The organism is Salinimonas iocasae, from assembly GCF_006228385.1.
Classification (GTDB): Bacteria; Pseudomonadota; Gammaproteobacteria; order Enterobacterales; family Alteromonadaceae; genus Alteromonas; species Alteromonas iocasae.
The window spans coordinates 432,717-452,246 of record NZ_CP039852.1; the positions used below are offsets into that span (position 1 = coordinate 432,717).

Here is a 19,530-nt window from a genome sequence, read left to right on the forward strand (position 1 = left end):
GGCTACTCCTCGTGCAGTTTGAATTTATTGCCACCCTCACCGGTGAGCATAATAGTTAATCCGATACCGGATAAAAAGACCAGCAATAGTCCCGGGATTGCAGCCATACCAAAGTAGCCTGCTTCATAAACGCGCCACATGTAGGTTGCGAGTGTCTCAAAGCCAGTGGGTCCAAGCATCAGCGTAGCGGGAAGTTCTCTCATGACTTCAAGAAAAACCAGGGCAGCGCCGGCAACCATGCCGCGATAGGTGAGGGGTAATGTAATGCGGCGAAATGCTTCGCGAGGAGACGCTCCAAGCAGACGCGCGGCTTTCACCAAGGAAGGATCCAGACGTTCAGCAGTCGTGCGCACAGAGCCTACCGCCAGTGGAAGGAAGCGTAGCACATAAGCGATAACCAGCAGACCGAGGGTTTGATATAAAAAAGGTAACTTCAGCCCGACATAGACCAGCGCGGTGCCCATTACAATACCTGGAACACCGAAGCCAAAATAGGTAATTCTTTCCATTAGCCTGCCAGCACGACCACTAATTGCAGCATGAGCAACCGGAACAGCAAGAATTACTGCAGCCAATGCCGCCAGTAAGGACGCATAGGCAGAATTTAGTGCGTAGCTGAAATCGAAATCGCCGGCACCTTCGCGCACCAGCCAGACCAGAAATATAGCTAAGGGTAAAACTATAGCCATCAACACGACAGGCATGCTGGCAATAAGCATAAGATTGCGTTGCCAGGGCTTAGGCCATAACCATAGCTGACGGCCAGGTCGCTCGGTATTGCCCTTGATAGTTGATTCGACAAATAACACAAACCCGACGATTACAAGCAATTGAATAGAAAGCATTGCAGCCTGACTCAGACCGAAGGCGTTGTACTCGACAAAGATGACACGGGTAAACGTATCGAGGCGCAAAATAGCTGGTGTGCCGAAATCTGATAGTGCGTATAGAGCGGCCAATAAGGCACCGGCAGCAACAGCGCGAAGTATTCTTGGCATCACTACATTAAATAGCGCTGCAGGCAACGACATCCCAAGTGTTCTCGCTGCATTTACCAGACTCCCGTCCAGGCTCAATAGCGATGCACGGGTTGTCAGCATTACAAACGGATAGGTGTACAGAGACATGACCACCGCAGTACCCCATAATCCGCCAATAGACGGAGTAGGGATACCGAGAAGACTTTCGATCTCTCCCCCGGGCCCCATGGCAAAATAAAGCGTGAAAGCCCCTATATAGGAAGGCATGGCTAAAGGCGCCGCCAATAAGACCAGCCAGAAGCGCTGGAAGGGCATTTTAACGTAGGTCGTTAATAACGCCAGCGGTACGCCCAGTACAACAGCGCCGATGATAGTGAGCGCCACCAACGCCATAGTATTTCCCAGCACTCTTAGGTTGTGCGTATCAAACAGCGCAGAAGTATCCTGCGCTAGTGTGAAGAGCACGGATAATGGCAGGACCGCCAGAAATGCTATCAGAAACGCAAACGGATAAGATTTTGGGATTGATCTCACAAAACGCCTGCTTCTCTCATCAGGTTGAGAGTCGGACGAAGATCTGCCAGTTTACGCAGGTCTAAATCAGGCGGGGTCAGTGTCGCTAGCTCGGGTAAGCCCTCAGGGGATTTCACTCCACTTACCAAAGGTATTTCATAAGCTTCAGAGGAAAGATAGGCCTGAACCTCTGCCGATAGCAAGTAACGCATAAAGTTAAATGGCAGGTCGCCGTCGCTTAATGCCAGAATACCAGACGCGTTTACCAGACAGCCGGCGTCTGAGTTCGTATAGGCCAAATCGACGTTCGCATCAGGTTTGCCTGCTTTAAGGCGCAATGTGTAATAGTGGTTAGCAAAGCCAACATCAACTTCACCGCGCTCTACAGCCATTACCACACCCAGTTCGCCCGCATAGCTTTTAGCATGCTTGCTGACGCCCTTTAACCATGAAAGTGTGGCTTTTTCGCCTTCAAGAATGCGCATTGCAGTTAAAAAGGACTGAAAAGAAGCATAGGCAGGTGCCCAACCGATGGACAAGTCGCTGTCAGCCAGAGCCATAATATCGTCCGGGACTTTATCTGCACTCAACCGTTCGGTGTTATAAGGCAATGTGCGGATGCGGCCGGTCACCGGCGACCAGCGCGGATAGCGAAAGCCAGGCTTAAGCTGCTCGTTAAAACCTTCCGGTAAGGGGCGGGCCAGCCCCGCATCGGTAATCATCCCGATTGAGCCAGTATCAACCGCCCAAAACAAATCTGCACGACGGACACCAGCCTGCGCTTCAGCCACAATAGTATTTGCCAGTGCGGCAGTTGCCCCTCGTCGAATCTGAAGATTTAGTTTTGGGTTGCGCTGACGAATAGCATCGAGAACTTTTTCGTATAACCCACCTTCACCGCGGCCCAGATAAAGTGTCAAATCCCCTTCCAAAGCGGGCAGATCTTTTACTGAAACTGCACCCGACTGTGCGGCAAGACTCGAGCGGATGCTCATCGGCATTGCTGCCAGAGCACCTGCGGCGGCAAGTGATTGTAGAAACGTTCTACGCTGCATATCCTAATCCTTAAAAGACGTCTTTTCGGTTTTGCTCAGCCTTCTTAAGTAGCGTTTGCGCCTTGCTAAGCTTTTGCTTCATCGCTTCTACGATACCGCGGACATCATCTACGCTTTTACCGCTTTCAATCGCTTGCGGTAGCGTAACGTTAAAATCTTTTTCCAACGCCTCGACCAGAGAGGCATCCTGCTCAATCAGAGCACCCTCAATACCTTCAAAGCGCTCCATGTAGGTATCGTGAACCATAGTGGTGGCTACTTCTTTAAGTTGCTCGGCATATTTGGCAACTACTTTATCCAGACGCTTTTCAATATCGGCTACAATTTCCGGCGCGGTAGTAGGGGCTTTCTCAGTTGTTTTTACTTTTCCAATAACGCCTTTGTCCTGGTAATGGGCAGCAAGTTTAACTGCACCCAGTGCCTGCCAGAATGTTTTAGTTAGCGTTTGCTGGTACTGACGAACTTCTTTAGCGCTAGCGCCGTTCTCAATACCGGTTTTTATACCATAAATGTTCTGCCATATGGTTGCATAAAGAGGGATATATTGTGTTTCGATGGCAGAATGAAAGTTAACTTCTTCCCAGTAATCTATCAGTTCTTGCGTATCTACAGCTTCAGCACCGTTTTCTTCGTAGCGCGTTACAAAGCCATCATATTTATCTTCAAGCCAGGTAACTTCTTCATTATATTCATCCAGGTGCGCTTTAAGATGATTGACCTGGTCGGTAATTTCACCGTTTGCCTGGGCAGTAAATGATAGCGATGCTATTGATAAGCCAAGCGCAACCGCTGCGCACAATGATTTGTATGATGTGTAAGAACTCATAATGCATTCCGTATTTTATGGTTTGAAAATGATACTTATTATCATTTCTATAGTAAAGCCACGTTCGTGGTTCACAATGTGTCGTTTACCGTTTGTCGTACGAATTTATTGACGATTTATAACACCTTATCAGATACCTGACTTAACATAGCCTGAACATAAACCCGTTTTTAATGGTAATTCACTGCAAGCGATTGATTTTCGGTGACTGGGGAAAGCAGCCATTTGGGGAGTAGGTTACTTTGCAAAGAAAGTTGAAAATGGAATTTGCTGATTTGGTCTGCCGCCAGAAGTTCTGGCAAACCAGGGAAGTGATGATGTCTGATTGCATTAAAAGTGATCTTATTTGGATGAACTAGGACGAAAATTGCTTACAAGGGTTGCGTAGGTTTTAATCACCTTATATAATGCGCGCCCTTTTAAACGTAATGGGGAGCCGAAAACGCAAGTATTCTCGATACTTGCCAGGCGTTAGACCCACCAACGAGAGCAAAGTAAAATGGCTAAGAAAGTAACCGGCTTAATTAAGCTACAGGTTGCAGCTGGCGCTGCTAACCCAAGCCCACCAGTTGGCCCTGCGTTAGGTCAACATGGTGTAAACATCATGGAATTCTGTAAGGCTTTCAATGCGAAAACTGAAAGTCTTGAAAAAGGCGCTCCGGTACCAGTAGAAATTACGGTATACGAAGATCGTTCTTTTACATTCGAAACTAAGACTCCACCAGCTTCGTTCCTGCTGAAAAAAGCAGCTGGAATCAAGAGTGGATCAGGCCGTCCTAACACTGAAAAAGTGGGTACAGTTACCCGTGCTCAGTTGGAAGAAATCGCCAACACTAAAGAGCCGGACCTGACTGCCGCTGACCTGGATGCAGCAGTACGTACTATCGCGGGTTCTGCTCGCTCAATGGGCTTGAAGGTAGAGGGTTAATCGAATGGCTAAATTAACAAAGCGCGCACGTATTATCCGCGACAAAGTTGATGCAACTAAAGAGTACGATATTGCTGAAGCAGTATCTCTGCTGAAAGAACTGGCAACTGCTAAGTTCCCTGAGAGTGTTGACGTAGCTGTTAACCTGGGTATCGATGCAAAGAAATCTGACCAGAACGTTCGTGGTGCAACAGTACTGCCAAACGGTACAGGTAAAGATGTTCGTGTAGCTGTATTTACTCAAGGCGCGAATGCTGACGCTGCGAAAGAAGCCGGTGCCGATATCGTAGGTATGGATGATCTTGCTGAGCAGGTCAAGAAAGGCGAAATGAATTTTGACGTTGTAGTAGCTAGCCCTGACGCGATGCGCGTTGTTGGTCAGCTGGGTCAAATTCTGGGTCCACGTGGCCTGATGCCTAACCCTAAGACGGGTACAGTTACTCCAGACGTAGCTACAGCAGTTAAAAATGCTAAAGCTGGTCAGGTACGTTACCGCAATGATAAAAACGGTATCATTCACGCAAGCATCGGTAAGATCGCGTTTGAAGCTGACCAGATCAAAGAAAACTTAGAATCGCTACTGGAAGCACTGAAGAAAGCTAAGCCTTCTTCTGCAAAAGGTACTTACATCAAGAAAGTAAGCCTGAGCACTACAATGGGTGCCGGTGTCTCTGTAGACAAGGCTTCTGTAGGTCAGTAAGCGGTTTCGACAGGCTACGGTCTGTCTCTCTTAAGGTTTTGGGTTGGAGCTGTTTTACACAGCTCCCGTCCTAGACCGCAGGCGCGATGCAGTGAAAGAGGTAAGAGAACTTTCACATTCAATGCAAAGCTTAAACAACAAGCCTGCGCAGACGGTGGTTTGACTCAGACTCTCTGGGGATAAAAACACCGTAGAGCGGTATCAACGGGAAACCGGAGATATCAATCTGTGAACCCTGATGTGGTAAGCAATTTTGTGAACGCATCAGATACAAAGAGGTGAACTCAGTGGCACTAGGTTTAGCAGCAAAGAAAGAGATCGTAGCAGAGGTTTCCGAAGTTGCGTCTCAAGCTCTATCCGTTGCCGTCGCTGAATACCGTGGGATGGAAGTTGCTGAACTGACAGACCTGCGCGTTAAAGCTCGTGAACAAGGTGTATACCTTAAAGTTATTCGTAACACACTGGCTAAGCGCGCTCTGGAAGGCAGCAAGTTCGAAGATATGGATAGCGCCCTGACGGGACCGCTTATCTATGGTTTCTCCATTGAAGCACCAGGTGGTGCGGCGCGTCTTTTCAAAGACTTTGGAAAAACTAACGATAAGCTACAGGTAACTGCGCTTTCTATTGGTAATGGCCTGATGGGTCCAGAAAAACTGGATGCAGTGGCTTCACTACCTACCCGCGACGAAGCGCTTGCAAAACTTCTTGCAACCTTCAAAGCACCGGTTGGCAAATTCGTTCAGACAATCAACGAAGTACCTACCAAATTTGTGCGTGTATTGGCGGCGATCAAAGACGAAAAATAATTTTCGTTTTTGGAATATTGATTTTTTTAACATTTTAAACCCAGGAGTTTAGAGAAATGGCTCTATCCAAAGAAGATATCTTGAACGCGATTGCTGAAATGCCAGTTATGGAACTGGTTGAGCTAATCGAAGCAGCTGAAGAAAAGTTCGGCGTTGAAGCGACTGCTGCTGTTGCAGCTGCTCCAGTAGCTGGCGGCGAAGCTGCTGCTGCTGAAGAGAAAACTGAATTTGACGTTGTAATGACTTCATTCGGTGGCAACAAAGTTGCAGTAATCAAAGCGGTTCGCGGCGCAACTGGTCTTGGCCTGAAAGAAGCGAAAGAAGTAGTTGAGTCTGCTCCTAAAGCTATCAAAGAAGGCGTAAGCAAAGACGAAGCAGAAGAACTGAAGAAGCAGCTTGAAGAAGCTGGCGCTGAAGTTGAACTTAAGTAATCTGATTTAGTCAGATTACCTGCCTTAAACGGCTAGGCTGGTGGTTTTTTAGACCACCAGCCTTTTTGCGCTGTAGGGTGTACAGTTTTTAACCCTTAACTGTGACATGAAAAGCGTACTCCGGCTCACCATATAAAAAGCATAAAACCAATAAGTTAACTAATAATTGGTTAAATTTTGTTGTATGCTGGTGAAATCGCCCGGAAAAAGGGTTGTGGAAGTTTGTTGTCTGATCATCTCAGACAGCAGGTTGGGTCATAAATCAGCAGGCTGAGGAACCCATGGTTTACTCTTATAGCGAAAAGAAACGTATCCGTAAGGATTTTGGCAAACGCCCACAGGTACTGGAAATTCCGTATCTTCTTTCAATTCAGCTAGACTCTTTCAAAAAATTTATTGAGACTGATCCTGATGCGCAACATGGTCTTGAAGCAGCATTTCGTTCAGTATTTCCAATTAAAAGTTATTCAGGCAACTCCGAACTTCAGTTCGTAAGCTATCGCCTGGGTGAACCCGTTTTCGACGTACAGGAATGTCAGATTCGTGGCGTCACCTATTCTGCTCCATTAAGAGTAAAACTACGTCTCGTATTATTTGATAAAGAAGCCGCCCCAGGTACTGTAAAAGACATTAAAGAACAAGAAGTGTACATGGGTGAAATTCCGTTAATGACGGAAAATGGTACCTTCGTTATCAATGGTACAGAGCGTGTAATCGTATCGCAGCTGCATCGCTCTCCGGGTGTATTCTACGACCACGATAAGGGTAAAACCCACTCTTCTGGTAAGGTATTGTATAACGCGCGCGTTATTCCATATCGTGGCTCGTGGCTTGATTTTGAGTTTGATCCAAAAGATAACCTGTTTGTACGTATTGACCGCCGCCGTAAGTTACCGGCAACGATCATTCTTCGTGCACTGGAAATGTCAACGGAAGAAATCCTCGAAACTTTCTTCGAAAAAGTACAGGTCCGCATCGAAAAAGATTCATTAATGATGGAAGTTGTGCCAGACCGTTTACGCGGTGAAACAGCACAATTTGATATTCTTGATGGTGATGGCAATGTTCTGGTTGAAACAGGTCGTCGTATTTCAGCGCGTCATACGCGTGCACTGGACAAGGCGGGTGTAACCGAGCTTGCTGTACCAGCTGAATACCTGATGGGCCGTGTTTACGCGAGCACCTACGTTGATGAAGATAGCGGTGAAGTCATCGTTTCTGCAAACGACGAAGTGACCCTTGAAAATCTGGCGGCATTGAGTCAGGCAAACATCAAAGATTTCGAAATTCTGTATATCAATGAGCTGGATCACGGTTCATACATTTCAGACACTCTGCGCATCGACAGCACGACAAATCGTCTGGAAGCGCTGGTAGAAATCTATCGTATGATGCGTCCTGGTGAACCACCAACAAAAGATGCTGCTGAAACACTATTTGATAACCTGTTCTTCTCTGATGAACGGTATGATCTGTCTTCAGTAGGACGCATGAAGTTTAATCGTCGCCTTGGCCGCGATGAGCTTACTGGTTCAGGTACCCTTGAAAAAGACGATATAGTTTCAGTTATGAAGCGTCTGATTCTTATCCGTGATGGTAAAGATGAAGTTGATGATATCGACCACTTGGGTAACCGTCGTATTCGCTCTGTGGGCGAAATGGCTGAAAACCAGTTCCGCGTAGGTTTGGTTCGTGTTGAGCGTGCAGTTAAAGAGCGTCTGAGCTTAGGCGATCTTGATAACATCATGCCGCAGGATCTAATTAATGCGAAGCCTATCTCTGCAGCAGTGAAAGAATTCTTTGGTTCATCACAGCTGTCTCAGTTTATGGACCAGAACAACCCGCTGTCAGAAGTTACGCATAAGCGTCGTATTTCTGCGCTTGGTCCGGGTGGTCTGACACGTGAACGTGCAGGCTTCGAAGTACGAGACGTTCATCCTACGCACTACGGTCGTCTGTGTCCGATAGAAACGCCGGAAGGACCGAACATCGGTCTGATTAACTCACTGGCAAGTTTCGCACGTACTAATGATTTTGGTTTCCTTGAAACGCCATTCCGTCGAATTAAAGACGGTGTCGTTACTGATGAAATTGATTACCTGTCTGCTATTGAAGAAGGTCAGTATGTAATCGCTCAGGCGAATATAGCACTGGACGAAAATGGCGCAGTTATTGATGACTTGATTCCATCGCGTCACCGCGGTGAAACAGTACTTATGCCACGTGCTGAAATCAGCTACATGGACGTTTCGCCACAACAAATCGTTTCAGTAGCGGCAAGTATCATTCCGTTCCTTGAACACGATGATGCTAACCGGGCTCTGATGGGTGCTAACATGCAACGTCAGGCAGTACCAACATTACGTGCAGATAAGCCGTTGGTTGGTACCGGTATGGAGCGTACTATTGCCGTTGATTCGGGTGTAACTGTTGTTGCTAAACGTGGCGGTGTTGTTGATTACGTTGACGCCAGCCGCATTGTTATCAAGGTTGACGAAGACGAAATGCTTGCTGGTGAAGCGGGTATTGATATCTACAATCTGACCAAGTACACGCGTTCTAACCAGAACACCTGTATTAACCAGAAGCCTACCTGTAACGTTGGTGACCCAATCGTATCAGGTGATGTTCTGGCGGACGGTCCGTCTACTGACTTAGGTGAACTAGCACTTGGTCAGAATATGCGTATCGCGTTTATGCCCTGGAATGGTTATAACTTTGAGGATTCAATCCTTATTTCAGAGCGTGTAGCGCAGGAAGACCGTTTTACCACAATTCATATCCAGGAACTTAGCTGTATCGCTCGTGATACCAAGTTAGGGCCAGAAGAAATTTCTTCTGACATACCTAATGTTGGTGAAGCGGCACTGGGCAAACTGGATGAGTCAGGTGTTGTATACATCGGTGCTGAAGTCAAAGGCGGTGATATTCTGGTAGGTAAAGTGACACCTAAAGGTGAAACACAACTTACTCCAGAAGAGAAGCTGCTACGTGCAATCTTCGGTGAAAAAGCGTCAGATGTTAAAGATACGTCACTGCGCGTACCAAACTCTGTTCACGGCACTGTTATCGACGTTCAGGTATTTACCCGTGACGGCGTTGAGAAAGACAAACGTGCGCTTGAGATTGAAGACATGCAACTGCGTCAGGTTAAGAAAGACCTGTCTGATGAATTCAATATCTTAGCTGACGGTACGTTTGCACGTGCTCGCAATATGCTGATCAAAGCGGGCGTTGAAGAAGGCAAACTGGATAGCACCCCTCGCGAGAAATGGTTCGAGCTGACGTTGAAAGACGAAGACGCGCAGAACGAACTTGATCAGATTGCTGACCAGTACGCAGAGATCAAGCAAGACTTTGATAAGAAGTTCGAAGCTAAGCGTCGCAAGATTACCCAGGGTGATGACCTTGCTCCGGGCGTACTGAAAATCGTTAAGGTTTACCTGGCGGTTAAACGCCACATCCAGCCTGGTGATAAAATGGCTGGTCGTCACGGTAACAAAGGTGTTATTTCAACCATCGTTCCGGTTGAAGATATGCCATACGATGAGTTCGGTAACCCAGTTGATATCGTACTGAACCCGCTGGGTGTACCTTCGCGGATGAACATTGGTCAGATTCTTGAAACGCATATGGGTATGGCTGCCCACGGTATCGGCGTGAAAATCGACCGTATGCTTAAAGAACAGGAAGAGCAGGCAAAACTACGCGACTTCCTTAAAGAAGTGTACACGCTGGGTGAAAACCACCAGGAAGTTGATATTGATAACTTCACAGACCATGAAGTGAATCGTCTGGCCGAAAACCTGCGTAAAGGTCTGCCTATCGCAACACCGGTATTTGACGGTGCACGCGAAGAAGAAATTAAGGCGTTATTGAAGCTTGCGGATATTCCGGAAAGCGGACAAATCACGCTGTACGATGGTCGTACAGGTCGCTCGTTCGAGCGTCCGGTTACGGTGGGTTACATGTATATGCTGAAACTTAACCACCTTGTTGATGACAAGATGCACGCGCGTTCTACGGGCTCTTACAGCCTGGTTACGCAGCAGCCTCTGGGTGGTAAAGCACAGTTCGGTGGCCAGCGCTTCGGTGAGATGGAAGTGTGGGCACTTGAAGCATACGGTGCGGCATATACGCTGCAGGAAATGCTGACAGTTAAGTCGGACGATGTGAACGGCCGTACGAAAATGTACAAAAACATCGTTGATGGCGACCACAGAATGGAGCCAGGCATGCCTGAATCCTTCAACGTATTGCTTAAAGAAATCCGCTCGCTGGGTATCAATATCGAGTTGGAAGAAAAGTAAGACGGCGTACGCCATAGTTTGATTTGATGGCCCGGCTGTAATGGCCGGGTTATAGAGACTGACTCCGCTGGGAGAGTATTGTGAAAGACTTATTAAAGTTTCTAAAGCAACAAAACAAGACAGAAGAATTCGATAATATTCGAATTGGCCTGTCTTCACCTGAGATGATCCGTTCGTGGTCATTTGGTGAGGTTAAAAAGCCTGAAACCATCAATTACCGTACCTTTAAACCAGAGCGTGACGGCCTGTTCTGTGCACGTATCTTTGGTCCGGTAAAAGACTATGAATGTTTGTGCGGTAAGTACAAGCGTCTCAAGCATCGTGGTGTTATTTGTGAAAAATGTGGCGTTGAAGTTACATTAACTAAAGTACGCCGTGAGCGTATGGGTCACATTGAACTGGCCAGCCCGGTTGCACACATCTGGTTCCTTAAATCACTGCCATCTCGTATCGGTTTGATGCTGGATATGACATTGCGTGATATTGAACGCGTATTGTATTTCGAATCTTACGTTGTCACTGAGCCAGGTCTTACCACGCTTGAGCGTAGCCAGTTACTTAACGAAGAAGAATATCTGGACGCGCTTGAAGAAAACGGTGACGAGTTTGACGCGAAGATGGGTGCTGAAGCGGTATTTGACCTGCTTAAGGTACTGGACGTCGACGCCGATGTTGCTGCAATGCGTGAAGAGTTACCTAGCATTAACTCTGAAACTAAGCGTAAGAAAATTACCAAGCGTCTGAAGCTGCTTGAATCATTCCAACAGTCTGGCAACAAGCCAGAGTGGATGATCATGACTGTGCTGCCAGTTCTGCCACCGGATCTTCGTCCTCTGGTACCACTGGACGGTGGTCGTTTTGCGACTTCTGACCTGAACGATCTGTATCGTCGTGTAATCAACCGTAATAACCGACTGAAGCGTCTGTTGGATCTGGCTGCGCCGGATATCATCGTACGTAACGAAAAGCGTATGCTTCAGGAAGCGGTAGATGCGCTACTTGATAACGGTCGTCGTGGTCGTGCTATTACCGGTTCTAACAAACGTCCTCTGAAATCGCTTGCCGATATGATTAAAGGTAAGCAAGGTCGTTTCCGTCAGAACTTGCTAGGTAAACGTGTTGATTATTCTGGTCGTTCTGTAATCACTGTTGGTCCGACACTGCGTCTGCACCAGTGTGGTCTGCCTAAGAAAATGGCTCTGGAACTGTTCAAGCCATTCATCTATGGCAAGTTAGAAGGCCGTGGTTTGGCGACAACTATCAAAGCCGCCAAGAAACTGGTAGAGCGTGAAGCGCCGGAAGTATGGGATGTTCTTGATGAAGTTATTCGTGAACACCCGGTACTGCTTAACCGTGCACCTACGCTGCACAGACTGGGTATCCAGGCATTTGAACCAACCCTAATCGAAGGTAAAGCAATTCAGTTGCACCCATTGGTGTGTGCGGCCTATAACGCTGACTTCGATGGTGACCAAATGGCTGTTCACGTACCGCTGACACTGGAAGCCCAGTTAGAAGCTCGTGCGCTGATGATGTCTACCAACAACATCTTATCTCCTGCGAATGGTGAGCCGATTATCGTTCCTTCACAGGACGTTGTATTGGGTCTTTATTACCTGACACGCGAAAAGGTGAACGGTAAAGGTGAAGGCATGGTATTTACCAGCCCGAACGAAGCAGAAAAAGCATACCGTACTGACGCAGCTGAGCTGCATGCTCGCGTAAAAGTACGTATTACTGAGTATGATGTTGCCGAAGATGGCACGAAAACAGAGCGTGTAACGCTGACCGACACCACGGTTGGCCGTGCAATTTTCTCTCTGATTTTGCCTAAAGGCTTACCATTTGACCTGATCAATCAGGCCATGGGTAAAAAGCAAATCTCGCGTTTGCTTAACGCTTGCTACCGTACACTGGGTTTGAAAGATACTGTTATCGCAGCTGATCAAATCATGTACAGCGGCTTCCATTACGCAATGATCGCCGGTGCCTCTGTTGGTATTGATGACATGGTCATCCCGGCAGCGAAGAAAGAGATCATCGACGACGCTGAAGCAGAGGTTATCGAGATCCAGGAACAGTTCCAGAACGGTCTTGTCACTGCTGGTGAGCGTTATAATAAAGTTATTGATATCTGGTCAAATGCCAACGAAAAAGTTGCCAAGGCCATGATGGATAACCTTAAGTCTGACATCGTAGTTAACGCTGAAGGCGAAGAGGAAGAGCAACAGTCATTTAACTCTGTTTATATGATGGCCGACTCGGGCGCTCGTGGTAGTGCCGCTCAGATTCGTCAGTTGGCGGGTATGCGTGGTCTGATGGCGAAACCAGACGGTTCAATCATCGAAACACCCATCACGGCTAACTTCCGTGAAGGTCTGAACGTATTGCAGTACTTCATCTCGACGCACGGTGCGCGTAAAGGTCTTGCCGATACCGCACTGAAAACAGCTAACTCAGGTTATCTGACACGTCGTCTGGTAGATGTGGCGCAAGATTTGGTTATTACCAATGATGACTGTGGCACATTCGAAGGCGTTAAGATGTCTCCGCTTATCGAAGGTGGTGATGTTGTAGAACCACTTCGTGAACGGGTACTGGGTCGTGTTGTAGCAGAAGATGTTTACAAGCCGGGTACAGACGAAGTGCTGGTTGAGCGTAATGTGCTTCTGGATGAAGCATTGGTAGATATGCTTGAACAGAATTCTGTGGACCAGATTCAGGTACGCTCTGTAATCACCTGTGATAATGACTTTGGTGTATGTGCTAAGTGTTACGGTCGTGACCTTGCGCGTGGCCACATGGTTGCTAAAGGTGAGTCTGTCGGTGTAATTGCCGCACAGTCTATCGGTGAGCCAGGTACACAGCTTACGATGCGTACATTCCACATTGGTGGTGCGGCATCGCGGGCATCAGCAGAAAACAGCGTACAGGTTAAGACTGCCGGTACACTTAAACTGCAAAATGCTAAAACAGTTCGCAATACTGAAGAAAAGCTTGTTGTTGTATCACGTTCAACCGAGTTGACTGTTACTGACTCCCACGGCCGTGAGAAAGAGCGCTATAAAGTGCCTTACGGAGCGGTATTGTCTGTGGACGAAAGTGCAGAGGTTAATGCTGGCGATATCGTTGCTAGCTGGGACCCGCATAGTCACCCAATCATCGTTGAGCGTCCGTCGAAAGTCAGCTTCTCTGATATTGATGACTCAAACACGGAAATGCAGCAGGATGAGCTGACAGGTCTTACACGTATCGTGGTTAAAGATCTGGCGAAGGTAAATGCAAAAGAGCCTAAGCTGATTCTTGAAAGTGACGAGATTGGTCTGCAGGAAATTCGTCTGCCAAGCTTTACCACCATTGAAGCGTCTGAAGGTAAGGTTGCCCAGACAGGTGATGTACTGGCACGTATTCCTCAGGAAAGTTCGAAAACACGGGATATCACTGGTGGTCTGCCACGAGTTGCTGACCTGTTCGAAGCTCGTAAGCCTAAAGAGCCTGCTATCCTTGCTGAACATTCTGGTATGGTTGGTTTTGGTAAAGAGACGAAAGGTAAACGTCGTCTGGTTATCACGCGTAAAGATTCCGGTGACCAATACGAAGAGATGATTCCGAAGTGGCGTCAACTTAACGTGTTTGAAGGTGAACAGGTAGAACGCGGTGAAGTTATCGCCGATGGTCCTGAGTCGCCGCATGATATCCTGCGTCTACGTGGTATCAGCGCTGTATCGAACTACATCGTGAACGAAGTTCAGGAAGTTTACCGACTGCAGGGTGTAAAAATTAACGATAAGCACATTGAAGTCGTTATCCGACAAATGCTGCGTAAGTGTATTATTACAGCTTCAGGCGACAGCCAGTTCCTTGAAGGTGAACAGGTTGAGGTAGCAAACGTTAAGATTGCTAACCGTGAACTTGAGCGTCAGGGCAAAATGCCGGCACTGTATGAAACACAGCTTCTGGGTATAACTAAAGCGTCACTGTCTACAGAGTCGTTCATTTCAGCGGCGTCGTTCCAGGAAACAACGCGCGTTCTGACTGAAGCTGCGGTACAGGGTAAAGAAGACGATTTACGTGGTCTTAAAGAAAACGTAATTGTTGGTCGTCTGATCCCTGCAGGTACTGGTTTTGCTTATCATGAGCGTCGTATGCAGAAGCGTCAGGAACAGCTGGAAGAAATGTCAGTATCTGCTGCTGAAGCAGAACAGGCGTTAACTGAAGCACTGAACGCAGAAACAAGCGGTGAATCATCTACTGATGAGTAACTAAAAGGGGAGCACAGCTCCCTTTTGCTATACACAAGCTGATAAAACTAGCTTTATTTATATGGCTAACCTTTGTACAGCTTGACAGTATACGCTTTGATCATTAGAATTCCGCGACCCGATTTTTGGTTAGTCCATTTAGACAACTGGAATCAGGCGCGGAATTTTTTATTTCAAAGCTGACAATATTCTGACGAGCACAGGATGGAGTGGCGTGAAAAATAGCCGCAAAGAATGACCCGGGAACGATCTCGGGTTTTTGTACTTTTTAATCAGGAGCTAGTTAATGGCAACAGTTAACCAGTTAGTGCGTAAGCCTCGCAAAAAGCCCGTTGAGAAAAGCAACGTAGCTGCATTGCAAGCTTGCCCACAAAGACGTGGTGTATGTACACGTGTATATACTACTACGCCTAAGAAACCAAACTCTGCACTGCGTAAAGTATGTCGTGTACGCTTAACTAACGGTTTTGAAGTTTCTTCATACATCGGTGGTGAAGGTCACAACCTACAGGAGCACAGTGTTGTTCTAATTCGTGGCGGTCGTGTAAAAGATCTGCCAGGTGTTCGTTACCACACCGTTCGCGGTACGCTTGATTGCGCTGGTGTTAACGATCGTAGACAAGCCCGTTCTAAGTACGGCGCGAAGAAGCCTAAGTCATAACGGTTCTCCGTTAGTAAGGCCAAACTGTAGTAACCGAGTTTTGGGTATTCCCTGAATTCATACGGAGAAAAGAAGATGCCAAGAAGAAGAGTCGTAGGTCAACGTAAAATCCTACCAGAACCAAAATATGGTTCACAGCTGCTTGCTAAGTTCATGAATGTCGTAATGCTCGACGGCAAAAAATCTGTCGCTGAAAGAATCGTTTACGGTGCGCTTGATATTGTTGCTGAGAAAACCGGCAAGGCACACCTTGATGTATTTGAAGATGCACTGGATAACATTCGCCCGACTGTAGAGGTTAAATCACGCCGTGTAGGTGGTTCAACTTATCAGGTTCCGGTAGAAGTTCGTCCTGTTCGTCGTAATGCACTGGGTATGCGTTGGATGGTAGAAGCGGCACGTAAACGTGGCGAGAAATCCATGGCACAGCGCCTGGCAGCAGAAATGCTGGATGCAGCAGACAACAAAGGTTCAGCGGTTAAGAAGCGTGAAGACGTACACCGTATGGCCGAAGCGAACAAAGCGTTCGCTCACTATCGTTGGTAATTTCGCTAAACCTTTAGCGATTAACTGAGAGAGACGTATGCCTCGTAAGACCCCAATTGAGCGTTATCGTAATATTGGTATTGTGGCTCACGTAGATGCGGGTAAAACCACAACTACTGAGCGGGTACTGTTTTATACAGGCCTTTCACATAAAATTGGTGAAGTTCATGATGGCGCAGCCACCATGGACTGGATGGAGCAGGAGCAGGAGCGTGGTATTACCATAACCTCTGCGGCGACCACCTGTTTTTGGGCTGGTATGAACCAGCAGCACGAACAGCACCGAATCAACATTATTGACACTCCCGGACACGTTGACTTTACCATTGAGGTAGAGCGTTCGTTACGTGTGCTTGATGGTGCCGTAGTGGTATTTTGCGGGTCTTCAGGCGTAGAGCCTCAATCAGAAACAGTCTGGAGACAGGCTGATAAATATGAAGTGCCGCGCATGGTTTTCGTCAATAAGATGGACCGTGCCGGCGCTGATTTTGAGCGTGTAATTGGTCAGATTCGCAAGCGTTTAGGCGCAAATTGTGTACCTATACAGCTCAATATCGGATCCGAAGATGAATTTAAAGGCGTTATCGATCTGATAAAAATGAAATCAATTAACTGGAATCAGGAAGATAAAGGTATGACCTTTACTTACGAAGAAATTCCGGCGGAGTTGATGGAAAAAGCCGAGCAATACCGAAATGAAATGGTTGAAGCGGCGGCGGAAGCGTCTGAAGAACTGATGGACAAGTACCTTGAAGAAGGTGAGTTATCAGAAGATGATATCCGTTTGGGTCTGCGTACCCGCACACTGAATAATGAGATTGTACTGGCAACCTGTGGTAGTGCCTTTAAAAATAAAGGTGTTCAGGCTGTATTGGATGCGGTTATAGAGTTTCTGCCATCACCGACAGAAGTAAAACCTATCACGGGTATTCTGGATGATAAGCACGAAACAGAAGAAAAGCGTCGTGCTGATGATGACGAGCCGTTCTCAGCACTGGCATTCAAAATTGCCACAGACCCGTTTGTTGGTACGTTAACGTTCTTCCGCTGTTACTCCGGTGTAGTTAAAACAGGTGATACTGTGTTTAACCCTGTGAAGAGCAAGCGAGAGCGTTTTGGTCGGATCGTGCAAATGCACTCAAAAGACCGTGAAGAGTTAAAAGAAGTTCGCGCTGGTGATATCGCTGCTGCGATTGGTTTGAAGGACGTTACTACCGGAGATACGTTGTGTGATCCAAATAATGTGATCACGCTTGAGCGTATGGAATTCCCTGATCCGGTTATCTCCATCGCCGTTGAGCCAAAATCGCAGGCAGACCAGGAAAAAATGGGCATTGCGCTGGGTAAACTGGCGGCAGAAGATCCTTCATTCCAGGTCAAAACCGATGATGAGACCGGGCAGACAATAATCTCTGGTATGGGTGAACTTCACCTGGACATCATTGTCGATCGCATGAAGCGCGAATTTAAAGTTGAATGTAACGTTGGTAAGCCGCAAGTTGCGTATCGTGAAACATTACGCAAGGCAGTGGAAGTTGAAGGTAAATTCGTTCGTCAGTCCGGCGGTCGCGGTCAGTTTGGCCACGTCTGGCTGAAAATCGAGCCTCAGGAAGAAGGTTCCGGCTATGAATTCGTCAATAAAATTGTTGGCGGAGTCGTGCCGAAGGAATACATTCCTGCGGTAGATAAGGGTATTCAGGAGCAGATGCAAAATGGTGTCGTAGCCGGTTATCCAGTGCTTGATGTAAAGGTCACACTGTTTGATGGTTCGTATCATGATGTTGACTCTTCTGAAATGGCGTTTAAGATCGCCGGCTCTATGGGTTTCAAAAAGGGCGCCGCAGAAGCAAATCCGGTGTTGCTTGAACCCACAATGAAAGTTGAAGTCACAACTCCGGAAGACTGGATGGGTGATGTTGTAGGTGACCTGAATCGTCGCCGGGGCATGATCGAAGGAATGGACGAAGGTGTTGCGGGCGTAAAAATTGTACGCGCGAAAGTGCCGCTTTCTGAAATGTTTGGGTATGCCACCGATCTGCGTTCACAAACGCAAGGTCGTGCGTCATACTCCATGGAGTTCTTCAATTATTCTGAAGCGCCTAGCAATGTTGCACAAGCAATTATCGACGCTAGAAATTAAATCTAAATGAAGGTTCGGTCCGGTCTTACGGTCGGGCTTTTAACTTAGGAAACGAGGAAAATGGCAAAAGAAAAGTTTGAACGTACGAAACCCCATGTAAACGTGGGTACAATCGGCCACGTTGACCACGGTAAAACCACTCTGACTGCAGCGATCACTACAGTTCTTGCAAAGACCTACGGTGGTTCAGCAAGCGCATTCGATATGATCGATAACGCGCCAGAAGAAAAAGCACGTGGTATCACCATCTCTACTTCACACGTTGAATATGACACGCCTACTCGCCACTACGCGCACGTAGACTGTCCTGGACACGCTGACTACGTTAAGAACATGATCACTGGTGCCGCACAGATGGACGGCGGTATTCTTGTAGTAGCTGCGACAGATGGTCCTATGCCACAAACTCGTGAGCACATCCTTCTGGGTCGTCAGGTAGGTATTCCTCACATCATCGTGTTCATGAACAAATGTGACATGGTAGATGACGAAGAGCTGCTTGAGCTGGTAGAAATGGAAGTTCGTGAACTTCTTAACGAATACGAATTCCCAGGTGATGACCTGCCGGTAATCAAAGGTTCTGCACTGAAAGCGCTGGAAGGCGACGAAGAGTGGGAAAAGAAAATTATCGAGCTGGGCGAAGCACTGGATTCATACATTCCAGAGCCAGAGCGTGCAATCGATAAGCCGTTCATTCTTCCAATCGAAGACGTATTCTCAATCTCAGGCCGTGGTACAGTAGTAACAGGTCGTGTAGAGCAAGGTATCATCAAAGTTGGTGAAGAAATCGAAATCGTAGGTATGAAAGATACTACGAAGACGACTTGTACCGGTGTAGAGATGTTCCGTAAGCTTCTGGACGAAGGCCGTGCCGGTGAGAACGTTGGTGTTCTTCTGCGTGGTACTAAGCGTGACGAAGTTGAGCGTGGTCAGGTTCTGGCGAAGCCAGGGTCAATCACTCCTCACACGAAGTTCGAAGCAGAAGTATACGTACTGAGCAAAGACGAAGGTGGCCGTCACACGCCATTCTTCAAAGGCTACCGTCCACAGTTCTACTTCCGTACAACTGACGTAACGGGTGCTGTAGAGCTTCCAGAAGGCGTTGAAATGGTTATGCCTGGTGACAACCTGAAGTTCGTAGTAGAACTGATTGCACCAATCGCGATGGACGAAGGTCTGCGCTTCGCAATCCGTGAAGGTGGTCGTACAGTAGGTGCTGGTGTTGTAGCGAAGATTTTTGAATAATCTTAGCTGACATCTGGTCACTTGAAAAAAGGTCGCGTAAGCGGCCTTTTTTGTTTTACCCGACCACCTGAACAGATTTCCGTGACAAATTTGTCTGGAACAACTTATTGGCACAGTACATGGGACT

General features: G+C 47.3%; 13 protein-coding genes. 10 read left to right on the forward strand and 3 right to left on the reverse strand.

Annotation, left to right across the window (positions count from 1 at the left end; genetic code table 11):
* Positions 1 to 2 precede the first annotated feature (2 nt).
* Genes FBQ74_RS01865 through FBQ74_RS01875 form a run of 3 tightly spaced genes read right to left on the reverse strand, consistent with a single transcriptional unit; the run spans position 3 to position 3,374 of the window.
* Positions 3 to 1,514 (reverse strand): ABC transporter permease, encoded by a 1,512-nt coding sequence (locus FBQ74_RS01865; RefSeq protein WP_139755058.1) that lies wholly within the window; start codon positions 1,512 to 1,514, stop codon positions 3 to 5.
* Entirely contained in the window at positions 1,511 to 2,548 is a 1,038-nt protein-coding gene (locus FBQ74_RS01870) for a substrate-binding domain-containing protein (RefSeq protein WP_139755059.1), read from the reverse strand. The genes FBQ74_RS01865 and FBQ74_RS01870 overlap by 4 nt, the downstream gene beginning before the upstream one ends.
* Before the next feature lie 10 nt (positions 2,549 to 2,558).
* Positions 2,559 to 3,374: a hypothetical protein gene (locus FBQ74_RS01875; RefSeq protein ID WP_139755060.1), complete on the reverse strand. Its 816-nt coding sequence runs from the start codon at positions 3,372 to 3,374 to the stop codon at positions 2,559 to 2,561.
* A 499-nt stretch (positions 3,375 to 3,873) separates the two neighbouring features.
* On the opposite strand from FBQ74_RS01875, the gene rplK reads away from it, so the two are divergent.
* The 10 genes from rplK (at position 3,874) to tuf (ending at position 19,403) form a co-directional block, all read left to right on the forward strand.
* The gene (gene rplK / locus FBQ74_RS01880) at positions 3,874 to 4,302 is read left to right on the forward strand and encodes a 50S ribosomal protein L11 (RefSeq protein WP_139755061.1); all 429 of its coding nucleotides are present in this window, start codon (positions 3,874 to 3,876) and stop codon (positions 4,300 to 4,302) included.
* Between the two features lie 4 nt (positions 4,303 to 4,306).
* On the forward strand, positions 4,307 to 5,002 hold the full coding sequence (gene rplA, locus FBQ74_RS01885) for a 50S ribosomal protein L1 (RefSeq protein WP_139755062.1): 696 nt from the start codon (positions 4,307 to 4,309) through the stop codon (positions 5,000 to 5,002).
* A 287-nt stretch (positions 5,003 to 5,289) separates the two neighbouring features.
* Complete coding sequence (gene rplJ, locus FBQ74_RS01890; RefSeq protein WP_139755063.1) at positions 5,290 to 5,808, forward strand: 50S ribosomal protein L10; 519 nt, start codon at positions 5,290 to 5,292, stop codon at positions 5,806 to 5,808.
* 56 nt (positions 5,809 to 5,864) lie between these two features.
* Positions 5,865 to 6,239: a 50S ribosomal protein L7/L12 gene (gene rplL, locus FBQ74_RS01895; protein WP_139755064.1), complete on the forward strand. Its 375-nt coding sequence runs from the start codon at positions 5,865 to 5,867 to the stop codon at positions 6,237 to 6,239.
* A gap of 281 nt (positions 6,240 to 6,520) precedes the next feature.
* Positions 6,521 to 10,549 carry a DNA-directed RNA polymerase subunit beta gene (gene rpoB, locus FBQ74_RS01900; RefSeq protein WP_139755065.1) on the forward strand — a complete coding sequence of 1,343 codons (4,029 nt, stop codon included), beginning with the start codon at positions 6,521 to 6,523 and terminating at the stop codon, positions 10,547 to 10,549.
* 80 nt (positions 10,550 to 10,629) lie between these two features.
* Positions 10,630 to 14,811 carry a DNA-directed RNA polymerase subunit beta' gene (gene rpoC, locus FBQ74_RS01905; RefSeq protein ID WP_139755066.1) on the forward strand — a complete coding sequence of 1,394 codons (4,182 nt, stop codon included), beginning with the start codon at positions 10,630 to 10,632 and terminating at the stop codon, positions 14,809 to 14,811.
* Positions 14,812 to 15,097: 286 nt separating this feature from the next.
* Complete coding sequence (gene rpsL, locus FBQ74_RS01910) at positions 15,098 to 15,472, forward strand: 30S ribosomal protein S12 (RefSeq protein ID WP_018984244.1); 375 nt, start codon at positions 15,098 to 15,100, stop codon at positions 15,470 to 15,472.
* Between the two features lie 75 nt (positions 15,473 to 15,547).
* Complete coding sequence (gene rpsG / locus FBQ74_RS01915) at positions 15,548 to 16,018, forward strand: 30S ribosomal protein S7 (RefSeq protein ID WP_139755067.1); 471 nt, start codon at positions 15,548 to 15,550, stop codon at positions 16,016 to 16,018.
* A 37-nt stretch (positions 16,019 to 16,055) separates the two neighbouring features.
* The gene (gene fusA / locus FBQ74_RS01920) at positions 16,056 to 18,158 is read left to right on the forward strand and encodes an elongation factor G (RefSeq protein ID WP_139755068.1); all 2,103 of its coding nucleotides are present in this window, start codon (positions 16,056 to 16,058) and stop codon (positions 18,156 to 18,158) included.
* Between the two features lie 60 nt (positions 18,159 to 18,218).
* A complete protein-coding gene (tuf, locus tag FBQ74_RS01925; protein ID WP_139755069.1) occupies positions 18,219 to 19,403 on the forward strand; it encodes an elongation factor Tu in 1,185 nt (394 codons plus the stop codon).
* Positions 19,404 to 19,530 lie beyond the last annotated feature (127 nt).

Bases quoted from the DNA above. Each gene is read 5' to 3' on its own strand.
- FBQ74_RS01870 (WP_139755059.1), bottom strand. From the start codon at position 2,548: ATGCAGCGTAGAACGTTTCTACAATCACTTGCCGCCGCAGGTGCTCTG.
- FBQ74_RS01875 (WP_139755060.1), bottom strand. From the start codon at position 3,374: ATGAGTTCTTACACATCATACAAATCATTGTGCGCAGCGGTTGCGCTT.
- rplK (WP_139755061.1), top strand. From the start codon at position 3,874: ATGGCTAAGAAAGTAACCGGCTTAATTAAGCTACAGGTTGCAGCTGGC.
- rplA (WP_139755062.1), top strand. From the start codon at position 4,307: ATGGCTAAATTAACAAAGCGCGCACGTATTATCCGCGACAAAGTTGAT.
- rplL (WP_139755064.1), top strand. From the start codon at position 5,865: ATGGCTCTATCCAAAGAAGATATCTTGAACGCGATTGCTGAAATGCCA.
- rpoB (WP_139755065.1), top strand. From the start codon at position 6,521: ATGGTTTACTCTTATAGCGAAAAGAAACGTATCCGTAAGGATTTTGGC.
- rpsL (WP_018984244.1), top strand. From the start codon at position 15,098: ATGGCAACAGTTAACCAGTTAGTGCGTAAGCCTCGCAAAAAGCCCGTT.
- rpsG (WP_139755067.1), top strand. From the start codon at position 15,548: ATGCCAAGAAGAAGAGTCGTAGGTCAACGTAAAATCCTACCAGAACCA.
- fusA (WP_139755068.1), top strand. From the start codon at position 16,056: ATGCCTCGTAAGACCCCAATTGAGCGTTATCGTAATATTGGTATTGTG.
- tuf (WP_139755069.1), top strand. From the start codon at position 18,219: ATGGCAAAAGAAAAGTTTGAACGTACGAAACCCCATGTAAACGTGGGT.